The organism is Aeromonas sp. 600282 (assembly GCF_049175755.1).
Classification (GTDB): Bacteria; Pseudomonadota; Gammaproteobacteria; order Enterobacterales; family Aeromonadaceae; genus Aeromonas; species Aeromonas veronii_A.
This window is the reverse complement of sequence record NZ_JAAKVR010000006.1, coordinates 1-12,081: the sequence shown is the minus strand read 5'-3', so window position 1 is coordinate 12,081 and position 12,081 is coordinate 1. Positions and strand designations below refer to the sequence as shown.

General features: G+C 55.6%; 9 protein-coding genes. 3 read left to right on the top strand and 6 right to left on the bottom strand.

The genetic code is table 11. From position 1 onward, the window contains the following. Positions 1-14 precede the first annotated feature (14 nt). The 3 genes from yajC to queA all read right to left on the bottom strand — a co-directional run bounded on the left by yajC (position 15) and on the right by queA (position 2,663). The gene (gene yajC, locus G5137_RS07720; RefSeq protein WP_005337327.1) at positions 15-350 is read right to left on the bottom strand and encodes a preprotein translocase subunit YajC; all 336 of its coding nucleotides are present in this window, start codon (positions 348-350) and stop codon (positions 15-17) included. Positions 351-399: 49 nt separating this feature from the next. Beyond that, positions 400-1,536 carry a tRNA guanosine(34) transglycosylase Tgt gene (gene tgt, locus G5137_RS07715; protein ID WP_005337329.1) on the bottom strand — a complete coding sequence of 379 codons (1,137 nt, stop codon included), beginning with the start codon at positions 1,534-1,536 and terminating at the stop codon, positions 400-402. A 74-nt stretch (positions 1,537-1,610) separates the two neighbouring features. Further along, positions 1,611-2,663 (bottom strand): tRNA preQ1(34) S-adenosylmethionine ribosyltransferase-isomerase QueA, encoded by a 1,053-nt coding sequence (gene queA / locus G5137_RS07710; RefSeq protein WP_005344678.1) that lies wholly within the window; start codon positions 2,661-2,663, stop codon positions 1,611-1,613. A gap of 212 nt (positions 2,664-2,875) precedes the next feature. Here queA and G5137_RS07705 point away from each other — a divergent pair, with 212 nt between their 5' ends. The 3 genes from G5137_RS07705 (at position 2,876) to ahpF (ending at position 6,296) form a co-directional block, all read left to right on the top strand. After that, positions 2,876-3,322: a CBS domain-containing protein gene (locus G5137_RS07705; protein WP_013723842.1), complete on the top strand. Its 447-nt coding sequence runs from the start codon at positions 2,876-2,878 to the stop codon at positions 3,320-3,322. 703 nt (positions 3,323-4,025) lie between these two features. Then, positions 4,026-4,592 (top strand): alkyl hydroperoxide reductase subunit C, encoded by a 567-nt coding sequence (gene ahpC / locus G5137_RS07700; RefSeq protein ID WP_005337335.1) that lies wholly within the window; start codon positions 4,026-4,028, stop codon positions 4,590-4,592. Between the two features lie 123 nt (positions 4,593-4,715). Next, entirely contained in the window at positions 4,716-6,296 is a 1,581-nt protein-coding gene (gene ahpF / locus G5137_RS07695) for an alkyl hydroperoxide reductase subunit F (protein WP_421172999.1), read from the top strand. Between the two features lie 136 nt (positions 6,297-6,432). Here the strand turns inward: ahpF and G5137_RS07690 are convergent, their stop codons facing one another. From G5137_RS07690 to G5137_RS07680, 3 genes are all read right to left on the bottom strand, one after another. Then, positions 6,433-7,149, bottom strand: coding sequence for an SIMPL domain-containing protein (locus tag G5137_RS07690; RefSeq protein ID WP_005337338.1), 717 nt, complete (start codon positions 7,147-7,149; stop codon positions 6,433-6,435). A gap of 56 nt (positions 7,150-7,205) precedes the next feature. Next, positions 7,206-7,766, bottom strand: coding sequence for a hypothetical protein (locus G5137_RS07685; protein WP_042056172.1), 561 nt, complete (start codon positions 7,764-7,766; stop codon positions 7,206-7,208). An 85-nt stretch (positions 7,767-7,851) separates the two neighbouring features. After that, the gene (locus tag G5137_RS07680; protein ID WP_421255182.1) at positions 7,852-12,066 is read right to left on the bottom strand and encodes a VWA domain-containing protein; all 4,215 of its coding nucleotides are present in this window, start codon (positions 12,064-12,066) and stop codon (positions 7,852-7,854) included. Between the last annotated feature and the right edge of the window lie 15 nt (positions 12,067-12,081).

Sequence of the window (12,081 nt, the reverse complement as noted above, 5' to 3'; positions counted from 1 at the left end):
TGCTCCTTGGGAGATTAAAGGGACTGGATAGAACCCTTGGGCAGAACGGCAGAGACGAAGTCCTTTTTGATGGTGACTTGAGTCTGGTCGTTCAGGGCGATCACCAGGTAATCGCTGTCTGCAGCCACTTTGGCAATTTTGCCAACCAGGCCACCGGAAGTGAGCACTTCATCACCCTTGGACAAGGAGCTCATCAGATTGCGATGATCCTTGGCACGCTTGGCCTGGGGACGATAGATCATGAAGTAGAAGATCAGGCCGAATACGGCCAGCATGATGATCATTTCCATACCACCACCCTGTGCACCCGGTGCTGCGCCTTCTGCATACGCCTTGGAGATAATGCTCATTTAACAACCTCTTATTGATGTAGATTTAAAAAAAAATTATATGTTGTTGTTATTTAACGTCATTTTCAGCTAACGGAGGCACAGGCTTCCCTTGCCGACGGTAAAACTCTGTTACAAAGTCGTCTAATTTACCCTGCTCGATCGCGTCCCGCAAACCCTGCATCACACGCTGGTAGTAACGCAGGTTATGAATCGTATTCAGACGGGCACCGAGGATCTCGTTGCACTTGTCCAGATGGTGCAGGTAGCTGCGGCTGTAGTTCTTGCAGGTGTAGCAATCGCATTCGGCATCCAGGGTGCTGGTGTCGTTGCGGTGCTGGGCATTGCGGATCTTCACTACGCCATCGGTGGTGAACAGGTGGCCGTTGCGGGCGTTGCGAGTCGGCATGACGCAGTCGAACATGTCGATACCACGGCGCACCCCTTCCACCAGATCTTCCGGCTTGCCGACACCCATCAGGTAGCGCGGCTTGTCAGCCGGAATTTTCGGGCAGACGTGCTCGAGGATGCGGTGCATGTCCTCTTTGGGTTCACCCACCGCCAGACCGCCGACCGCATAACCGTCGAAACCGATCTCCAGCAGCCCTTTGAGGGAGACATCACGCAGATCTTCGTAGACCGAGCCCTGGATGATGCCGAACAGGGCGTTCTTGTTGCCCAGCGCATCAAACTTGTCGCGGGAGCGCTTGCCCCAGCGCAGGGACATCTCCATGGACTTGCGCGCTTCTTCATAAGTGGCCGGGTACGGAGTGCACTCGTCGAAGATCATCACGATGTCGGAGCCCAGATCGTACTGGATCTCCATGGACTTCTCGGGGTCGAGGAAGATCTTCTCGCCATTGATGGGGTGACGGAAGTGGACGCCCGCTTCGGTGATCTTGCGAATATGGCCCAGGCTGAACACCTGGAAACCACCGGAGTCGGTCAGGATCGGGCCCTGCCAGTTCATGAAGTCATGCAGATCGCCGTGGGCACGCATCACTTCCTGACCCGGACGCAGCCAGAGGTGGAAGGTGTTACCCAGCAGGATCTGGGCGCCGGTTTCACGCACTTCTTCCGGGGTCATCCCCTTGACGGTGCCGTAAGTTCCGACCGGCATAAAGGCCGGCGTTTGTACCACACCACGTTCGAAGACCAGTTGACCGCGACGGGCACGGCCGTCGGTGGTTTTCAGTTCAAATTTCATTGCTACCTCGGCTGCGTCAGATAAACAGTCTGACAATAGGAGGGCCGCTCACGGCCCGGTAAATAAGCTGAAGCTTATGCTTCAACCTGGCGACGGGTGACGAACATGGCGTCCCCGTAGCTGAAGAAACGGTACTGCCCGGCCACGGCTGCCTGATAGGCCGCCATCACGTTGTCATAACCGGCGAAGGCGCTGACCAGCATGATCAGGGTCGACTCCGGCAGATGGAAGTTGGTGACCATGGCATCGACAATCTGGAACTGATAGCCAGGGAAGATGAAGATATCGGTGTCACTAAAGAAGGGCGCCAGCGGTTTGCCCTGCGCCAGGGTGACCTTGGCCGCGCTCTCCAGCGAACGCACCGACGTGGTCCCCACCGCGATCACCCGACCACCACGGGCACGGGTGGCCGCGATGGCATCCACCACCTCTTGCGGCACTTCCGCATACTCGGAGTGCATGTGGTGATCTTCAATCTTCTCTACCCGCACCGGCTGGAAGGTCCCCGCCCCTACATGCAGGGTGACGAAGGCCGTTTCAACCCCTTTGGCCCGAATTTTCTCAAGCAGCGGCTCATCAAAGTGCAGACCGGCGGTCGGCGCGGCAACGGCGCCCGGCTTTTGATTGTAAACGGTCTGGTAGCGCTCCTTGTCGGCATCCTCGTCGGGACGGTCGATATAGGGGGGCAGCGGCATGTGGCCGATGGCCTCCAAAATCTCCAGCACCGGACGCGGGTCTAGGAAGTGGATCTCGAACAGGGCGTCGTGGCGGGCGCGCATCTCTGCCTCCACACCACCATCCATGATCATCCGGGTGCCGGGCTTGGGCGCCTTGGAGGCACGGACATGGGCCAGCACGCTGTGCTCGTCCAGAATGCGCTCGACCAGTACCTCCAGCTTGCCGCCGCTGGCCTTCTGGCCAAACATGCGCGCCGGAATGACACGGGTGTTATTGAATACCAGCAGGTCACCCGGATTGAGCTGATCCAGCACATCCACAAATTGACCGTGGCGCAGGGCGCCAGTTTGACCATCGAGCTGCAACAGGCGGCTGGCGGTACGCTCTGCCATCGGATAGCGGGCAATCAGCTCGTCTGGCAGATCAAAATGAAAATCGGATACTTGCATCTTTCACCTCGGGGGGAATCGGCGGCTAGTCTAGTTATCCCCATCTTCCAAGGCAACCCAAAAGACCAAAAACCCAAGAGAGACAAGGGGTAGCGAGCAATATTGAGACACAACTCCGGTTAATGATTCTTTAATGTTCTGTATTGACCCTGATCATGTTTTGCCAGTTGGGGCTGGGCTAGGGTGAAAGCAGATACACAAGGAGGCCCACCATGATGACCCTATCCGAAATCATGACCGAACATCCCTTCACTCTGGGTCCGTCAAACAGTGTCAAACAGGCGATGGACCTGATGCAGCAGGAGCGGATCCGCCACATTCCCATCGTCGACGAGCAGCATCACCTGCTGGGGTTGGTAACCCTCACCGATATCCTGGCCACCCGGGAATCCAAGCTGCTGCTCATCAGCCCGGAGCGGGAAGCCGAATTTACCGACAGCGTGCAACTCGACGAGATCATGACACGGCAAGTGGCGAGCGTAGATCCTCACGCCGGCATCAAGGAGGCGGCACTTTACCTGCAGCGGCACAGATATGGCTGCCTGCCGGTACTCAAAGGACGCAAGCTGATCGGCATTGTCACCGAGTCGGACTTCATTGCCGTGGCCATCAACCTGCTGGAATTGATGGAAGAGCAGGAACCACCTACCGACTTTTGACAGATCTGGATGTAATTAAATTACAATAAAAGCGTTTTCAGCCGTCGAAATAAGCTAAAATGATGAAACACTTTCATTTTGATTGAAAAATTACACCAAATACTTGCCTTGTGATCTGTGTCACACTATCATCCTCTCATGCAATAGTTGCCGAGGGGGAGACGAGGGATTGTGCACCCATTATCTTCCTCTCATATGTCTGCAAGTTTGCACACCCCGTAGTTAGTCTTTGCTGTAAAGCATTTGTTTATATAGCCATTCCTTGTTTGATGACCCGGCCCTGTCGTTGCGATAGCGCCGGGATTTTTTTATCCGCGTTTTCTGCTCTCCCCCTTGTCAGCACATCCCCCATCGCTGCGAGGAACGGTCTCAACCTCCTCGCCACCTGTTTGCTCTATATGTTTGCACCACCGTTTATCTCATCGCGTTATCGTGGCTCTGCACACCCCTTCTTATGCCTTGAAAAGGCGATGTAGCGCACAGATATTGAACCACGACAAGGAGTTATCTCAGTAGGCCTGAGATATTCATGTTAGGTACAGCCATAGTGAGCTATCTAATAAGTAGATTTAAGCGATTCAAAATTGCGGCTTTTATCGATTAGCTGAAGCCCCTATGATGAATCCATCGAAAGTTAAGCGCCTCGTCTGGCAAGAGTCTTCAACACCAGACCGGCATATATACATCACCAAGGAGCAATTACATGTCTACCTACATCAACACTGAAATCAAGCCGTTCAATGCTACCGCCTACCACAATGGCAAATTCGTTCAGGTGTCTGACGCTGACCTGAAAGGCAAGTGGTCCGTGGTCTTCTTCTACCCGGCTGACTTCACCTTCGTTTGCCCGACCGAGCTGGGCGACCTGGCTGACAACTACGCTGAATTCCAGAAACTGGGCGTCGAGATCTACTCTGTCTCTACCGACACCCACTTCACTCACAAAGCATGGCACGACACCTCTGACACCATTCAGAAGATCCAGTACCCGATGATTGGTGACCCGACTGGTACCATCACCCGCAACTTCGGTGTGATGATCGAAGAAGCTGGTCTGGCTGACCGCGGTACCTTCGTGATTGACCCGCAGGGCATCATCCAGATCGTCGAGATCAACGCTGGTGGTATCGGCCGTGACGCACTGGAACTGCTGCGCAAAGTCAAAGCGGCCCAGTACGTTGCCTCCCACCCGGGTGAAGTGTGCCCGGCTAAATGGAAAGAAGGCGAAGCCACTCTGGCCCCGTCCCTGGATCTGGTAGGCAAGATCTAAGCCTCCCGCTTCCAAGACCGGCCCGCTTCAGGGCCGGTCTGCTTTCCGGCCTTGCCAAATAGACCTGAAAGCAGACCGACTCACATTTAATGCCAACTCGCCATTACAAGAAGGAATTCGACCATGTTGGATACCAACCTCAAACAACAGCTGAACACCTATCTGCAGTACATCGTCAATCCCATCGAGATCAGCGTGTCCGGCAACGACAGCGACAAATCTGCAGAGCTGCTGGCACTGGCCAGCGAGATCGCCGAGATGTCACCCAAGATCACCCAGACCTCTGGCACTGCCGCTCGCAAGCCTTCCATGAGTGTCGCGCCGCAGGGCCAAGCCCCGCGCGTTCACTTTGCCGGCATCCCCATGGGTCATGAATTTACCTCTCTGGTACTCGCCCTGCTGCAAAGCGGCGGCCACCCCTCCAAGGCCGATGCGGCCGTGCAGGAGCAGATCCGCAATCTCAAGGGTGAGTTCCACTTCGAGACCTATATCTCCCTCTCCTGCCACAACTGCCCGGACGTAGTACAGGCTCTCAACCTGATGGCGACCCTGAACCCCGGCATCACTCACACCATGATCGATGGCGCCCTGTTCCAGGAAGAAGTCGCCGAGCGTCAAATCATGGCGGTACCGAATGTCTACCTGAACGGTCAACCGTTCAGCCAGGGCCGTATTTCACTCGAAGAGATCGTCGCCAAACTCGACACCGGCGTCGCCGAGCGCAAGGCTGCCGAGCTGAATGAGAAAGATCCCTACGACGTACTGGTCGTAGGCGGAGGCCCGGCTGGCGCCGCTGCGGCCATCTATGCCGCTCGTAAAGGCATTCGCACTGCCATCGTTGCCGAGCGTTTCGGTGGTCAGGTGATGGACACCGTCGGCATCGAGAACTTTATCTCCGTGCCCTATACCGAAGGCCCCAAACTGGCCGCCAGCCTAGAGCAGCACGTCAAAGAGTACGGCGTGGAAGTGATAACCGAACAGCGCGCCGCCGCCATCAGCAAAGATGGATATGTGAACGTGGATCTCGCCTCTGGCGCCACCTTGAAGAGCCGCGCCGTGATCCTGGCTACCGGCGCCCGCTGGCGTGATCTGAACGTACCGGGCGAGCTCGAGTACCGCACCAAAGGCGTGGCCTACTGCCCGCATTGCGATGGTCCCTTCTTCAAGGGCAAGCGAGTAGCGGTGATCGGTGGCGGTAACTCCGGTATCGAGGCGGCCATCGATCTGGCTGGCATCGTCGAGCATGTGACTGTGGTGGAGTTCGCCGACACCCTGCGTGCCGATGAAGTGCTGCAGAAGAAGGCTCGCTCCATGGGCAATATCGACATCATCATGAGCGCTCGCACCACCGAAGTGATCGGTGATGGCAGCAAGGTGGTCGGCATGGATTACGAAGATCGCACCACAGGTGAGATCAAGCACCTGGCGGTAGCGGGCATCTTCGTCCAGATCGGCCTGGTACCGAACACTGAGTTCCTCAAAGGGAGCGAGATTGCCATGACCCGCTTTGGCGAGATCGAGATCGATACCAAAGGGGCGACCTCCCTGCCCGGCGTCTACGCCGCAGGGGATGCCACCACGGTACCGTTCAAGCAGATCATCATCTCCATGGGTGCTGGCGCCACCGCCGCACTGGGTGCGTTTGATTACCTCATCCGCAACCCGGCGCCGGAAGCGACCAAGGCTGATGCTGTGACCGCCTGATAAACCCAGCGCAACAAAAAGCCGATGCTCGATTTAGTAAACACGAGCGTCGGCTTTTTTATATCTGCATCGATGCGCAATAGAAACCCCGCCGCAAATGGCGGGGGTGTTCATGACTGGACTTAAACGACGGGCATCACTCCAGCAAGAAAACAGCCTCGATATTATCACTTACCGTGATCTGCTGTTGTTGATAGCTGTTGTCCGCCATATCCGCCGCAGGTGCAGCCATCGCCATGGCCTGCACTACCTTCAGGTTGCGGCTGTAGGCGGTAATGGGCGAAGCATTGCGGTACTCCACACTGTAGACCTTGCCAAGCTTCATCCCGAAGGCCTTGGCCAGAGATTCAGCCTTGGTTTTGGCATCCTCAACGGCATTCAAACGGGCCTGCTCCTTGATGACCTGCGGCGATTTCAACCCGTACTCAATCTGGGATACGGACTCCAGCCCGGCTTTGAGTGCGGTATCCATCAGGGGGCTCAACTTGTCGAGCTGATAGAGCTTCACCGCCAATTGTCGCTGAGCACGGTATCCCAACAATACCGGCTTCTTGTTCTCGCCATACTGATATTCCGGAGAGACCATCAGGTTGCCAGCCTCAACATCGCTGCGCTTGATCCCCAGCCCTTCCAGTTGGCTGAAAAAGGCTGCGACCTTGGTATCGACCTGCTGCTTGGCCTTGAGGCCCTGCTTATCCAGTGCACTCACCGCCACATTGAGGGTGAGCATATCGGGTTCGGTCTTCTGCTCGGCATAACCACTCACCACCAGATGGGGCGCTTGCGGCACTTCAATCGCCAGCAGCGGAGCACTGACAACCAGAGCAGAAAGAGTAAGAAGGGGACGCCACATAGAAAAAAACCTCAATCGGAAAGATTGAGGTCATTATGCCCGTGCAGTTACGGGATTCATATATCATGCGAGGGGGGGAACTGATCCAGTATCTGATTGGTCAGATCGAGACTGATGGTGACCACGCTGCAGACATCTGGGCTCTGCTCTACCTTATCTTGTGACGATGTCGCACCGCAGACCTGCACCTCATCATCGAAATGGAACGAGTCCCACGACAGAACATGTCCTTGCACCGCCTGTCCGAGATCGGTGCCACCAATTGCCTCCTCCATCGCAGACCAAGGGATGGTATCAGACGGCCCAAGCAAATTTTGCAACAACGGAGGGTGAAAACTGACCAGTGGATACTCCTGCTGACCCTGCTCATGGCCAACCAGAATCATGTTATGGGCAGACTCGGTATCCAAAACAGGCACATAGGTGATAGAGGCTGCAGCAAAGTCAACATAGAGCGAGCCCGCGACATCACCGGCCTCATTCTCTATCTCCATCCCATCCAGCCGATCACCGGCGATCGAGGCCTGATAGCCAAACTGACCTGCGCAGGTAATGTTGCCCTGTCCATCCCAGCTATAACGGATGCCATCAATGTCGACCCAGTTGAATGACTGCATGATTACCCTCTCTTCTACGGCCGCTATCTTATCCATCCACCTAAAGAAAAAACAGGGGCCAGGCAAGCCCGGCCCCGAGAGAGGGTTACGGATCAACCTTCAAGTTACCGTCATCCAGCAAGTGCTTGATGATCTCCTGATTGGAGCCCAGTGAGGCGAGGTCGAGTGAGTTCTGGAACTGGATGGTCAGTTCCGGGCTCCCACCGGCCCCGGCAGGATCTATCGTCAACGTCTTGGTCGTCGTGTTGAACTGCAGATAGTTGTCCAGCACGGCTGCCAGATCCTCGTTGTTCCCCACTGCAGGTACGCCGACCAGCAGATCCGAGAGATCCAGTACATCTCCACCATTGTTGGTATCACCTAAAGTGAAATCAGTAATGGTATCGATACTGCCGTCCGCATCCCCCGCCAGCCACTTGAAGGTGTCACTCTCCCCACCACCGGTCATGGTATCGCTGCCAAGGCCGCCGATCAGAATGTCCTTACCAAGGTCGCCCGTGAGTATATCGCTACCAGAACCACCATCCAGAGAATCATCACCGACACCTCCAACAAGGGTGTCGTTCCCTTCCTGGCCAAAAAGGATATCGTTGCCACTGCCACCATATAGGGTGTCATTACCACCACTGCGGCTACTCTCCCCACTCAGCTCAGTAATATGGGTCCGGATGTAATCCACCGTCTGTTCACGTGTCCACCCATGACTGGACTCCAGAGTTTCAAATACCAGCCAACCAGAACCTTGGGGCAGATCCAGTCCCAACTCGCTGGCCAGCGTATCGGTATTGAGTACATCGCCAAACAGGATGTCATTGCCAACACCACCATCGGCCACGTCATTGCCGGCCCCCAGCAACACAGTAATCTGATCCCCCTCGGTCAGGGCTGCCGTCAACTGCTCGGCACTGGTCACAATCTGGGCATCGCCGATCGGGGCATTGAAACCCTGCTCGATCCGGATATTGTCTATCCGTACCTCAGCATTCCGGTCATTGGAGCTGTCGAGCAGTTCGAACACAAACCCGTATTGCCCGACAGGCAGTCCATCGGTTGTGATAGTGCTGTAAGCCGTCAAAACAGATGAACTAACGCCAGTAATGGTGCCCGTTTGCACTGGATTGAGCATATCCCAGACGCCACCCTCGAGTTTCACCAACTTCCAGGTGAAGCTGTCGCTGCTATTAACACCATTCAAGGCATACTGGAACTGCAGACTTGCTCCGGCTTGTGCCGCAGAAACCTGGATGGCATTGGCCACGGCGAGCGCCAATATTGTCCTGTCAGAATCAGAACCGGTTCGATCATCCCGGATCCGCAAGCTTCCATTTGTAACAGTATGCGATCCCTGAGCATCACCACTGAGCACCCATCCCGAGGCGGCATTTATGCCGCTACCACTACCAAATGTGGCCAAGTCAAGGAAGCTGCCTGCCGAGTAAAACTGATCTGCCGTTTCAGTCGTGTTATCAAAGAACTTCAACAAATCCTTGTTAACATCATTGGTCACCCCGATTGCATTGACCTGGCTGATGGCACTGAGTGAAACAAAAGCATCCACCGACTCCTTGATCACCTCAAATGTGGTGCTGTTGCCTGGTCCGGCGACCTGATTGCTGTCATTGAGGTAGTAAGTCGGGTTACCATCCGTGACAAAGAATGTCAGGTTCTGGTAACCGGGAGCAGCCTTGCTACCATCATTGAACCACTGCACGGCCTGATTGAACGCGGCTTCATAGTTGGTGCCACCATTGGCAACCAGTGCATCAATGGCATTGGTCAGGTTGCTCACATTACTGGCATCAAGCCCTACTATTGTCACACTCTCGCTGGCATTCGCCGCAAAACCAATCAAGGTGACATTGATCTCACCATCATGATCTTTCAACTGGTTGGCCAAATGGGTCAGGGAGGCCTTGAGCATATTCAGTCGTGCTCCAGCCATACTTCCAGACACATCGACCACCAGGGCAATATTGTAATTCTCACCCGGGATGAAATTGGTACTGGTGCCGCCGATGTCCCCCACCACAATATCGTGACCAGCACCGCCTGCAACCAGACCATCCACACTACCGTTGGAGTTGGGCACCTTGTGATCATCATCCGTGCCGGGGGTCCCGGTAGTGTCGGGGGTATCCGAGGTGTTGCTGCCCACAACCAGAATATTGGACGCGACGGGAGGCTCATTGCTCTTGACCGATACAGTAAAGTTGGCGCTGGCTTTATCTCCATCGGCATCAGTCAAGGTAGCACTGAAATCAAGGTCAATATCAGGAGGCGTGATCTTGTCGATCACTCCGAAATTCTCGATCCTCACCGAGTCATTGCCATTCAGCACAAAGCGGACATAAAGCTGGCTGAACTCCCCATCGGGTTCTATGCTGGCCAACTGCATCGACCCTTTGAGTCCTGACAGAACAAGCTCTCCGGAATCGACGACGGTCACGCCATCGGCAGCATAAGCCACCCACTGTATGGTGCTGGTATTGGTGTTGCCAACCCCGTAGACGTTGAAAGAGAGCCCATCAACGGCCGCAGTCGTGGATACCTTGAACCCTTCGTTATTGTCCAGGTTGCCGTTCTTAATCCCGAAACCATTGTTGTTCGGGTTGAGATTATCTGCATCACTCCCCGGCAGATCCTGAGGATTATTGACGCTGCCATTGAACAGCAGACCATCGAACAGTACACCAATCCCGCCAGCAGTAACTCCGATCGTCTCAACAGGCCCGCCAGCACCGAACTGTGCCCCGATCGAGAAAGTTTGGGTTGGCTGGGGAGTAACCAGTTCAAAGCTGTAAGTATTGTCGTCATTGAGTGTCAATGTATAGAACACTTTAGGTGGCTGCCCACTACCATCAATGGTTGCTACCAGAGTCTTGCCATCAGTCGACAAGGTTTCGGTGATCCCTGCCAAATCAGGCCATCCAGTCAGTTTCAGTCCACCAGTACCCAGAGGGCCATCAGCACCAAAAGAGACGCCAAACAATCCACCGGTAGTGATGTCGGCTACATTCATCACTTCCAGACTTTCGATGCCTGTGATCACGGGCATATCGTCTTCAATAACAACACTGACCTGCTTGGTATCACTCAAGTCACCATCACTGGCTGACAGGTTGAAGGTAAATGTCTTCAGTCCTTCCTTATTGTCTCCAAATTCATGATCGATGGGCCCCAGCAAGGTGACGGTATATTTACCAACCGGATCTACAGATACTTGTATGACTGGGATCCCTCCCGCTGAACCCACCAGTGTCGCAGACCCTATACCACTCCACACAACTGGTACCCCTCCAGAGCTCAGGCCAGATGGAGCAGAAAGAGTGAACGTAAAGGTATTGCTGTCGATATCTGTCACACTTGCCGTCGCATGGGTCGAGGTGCTATCGGTAATATCGCCGGGATTGGGTGAATTGTCTGGATTGGATCCCGGTAATCCCTCCTCGGATATGCGCAGATCCGAGACAGTCAGCATGGGAGCATCATTAGTTGCAGTGACGGTCACGGTGAAGGGCTTGCTGTCTGCCCCACCCTCGTCCGTGGTCCCCGCCACATTGCCATTCACGACCCCGCTCCAGTCCGCCGGCAAGCTAAAACCAGGTACGCCCGCTGTGCTCGCACCGCTCCAGCTGTAGCTGCCCGCCACCGCGCCAGCCACCCAGCCTGCCCCCATCAACGCACCTGCCGGCACACCGCTCAGGGTCACCGTCACACCGGTCACCTGCTCCGAACCATCCGCGTCGGTCGCAGTGACACCCAGCTGCGCCGCCAGCGATACCGCCACCGGTGTATCCGTTTCTGCCAGCACCAGGTTGGTGGCGCTGACACTGATATCCCCTTCCACTCCGATAGTGACCGTGCCACTGCTGTTGGCCGTGCCTTCATTGGTGGTCGCCACCACGGTGTAACTGATGGGCGCACCGGTGTTGTTCGCACTGCCCGACACCCCGGCCGTCGAATAGTCCGCCGGGAACACCAGCCCGAACGCCGGCGGCAATGCCCCCGCCACCACGTTCACTGTCAGGACGTTACCCACCAGGGTGCCACCCACTGCAGTGGTATTCGCAGGCAAATTGTTGAAGGTATACACCAGGCTGGTCCAGGTCTCTGACCCGTCGCCATCGCTGATACTCACCGTGTTGGTCAGCAGCACCTGTACCGTGCCATCCGTTTCGGTCGCACCCGCATTCAGCGCCTCGACGTTGAAGTCGATGTCATGGCCGGCATTGATGGTGACGGTGAAGGGCTTGCTGTCTGCCCCACCCTCGTCCGTGGTCCCCGCCACATTGCCATTCACGACCCCGCTCCAGTC

Excerpts from the sequence above, each read along its gene's own strand:
- G5137_RS07705 (WP_013723842.1), top strand. The coding sequence starts at position 2,876 with ATGATGACCCTATCCGAAATCATGACCGAACATCCCTTCACTCTGGGT.
- yajC (WP_005337327.1), bottom strand. The coding sequence starts at position 350 with ATGAGCATTATCTCCAAGGCGTATGCAGAAGGCGCAGCACCGGGTGCA.
- G5137_RS07685 (WP_042056172.1), bottom strand. The coding sequence starts at position 7,766 with ATGCAGTCATTCAACTGGGTCGACATTGATGGCATCCGTTATAGCTGG.
- ahpC (WP_005337335.1), top strand. The coding sequence starts at position 4,026 with ATGTCTACCTACATCAACACTGAAATCAAGCCGTTCAATGCTACCGCC.
- tgt (WP_005337329.1), bottom strand. The coding sequence starts at position 1,536 with ATGAAATTTGAACTGAAAACCACCGACGGCCGTGCCCGTCGCGGTCAA.
- G5137_RS07690 (WP_005337338.1), bottom strand. The coding sequence starts at position 7,149 with ATGTGGCGTCCCCTTCTTACTCTTTCTGCTCTGGTTGTCAGTGCTCCG.
- queA (WP_005344678.1), bottom strand. The coding sequence starts at position 2,663 with ATGCAAGTATCCGATTTTCATTTTGATCTGCCAGACGAGCTGATTGCC.
- ahpF (WP_421172999.1), top strand. The coding sequence starts at position 4,716 with ATGTTGGATACCAACCTCAAACAACAGCTGAACACCTATCTGCAGTAC.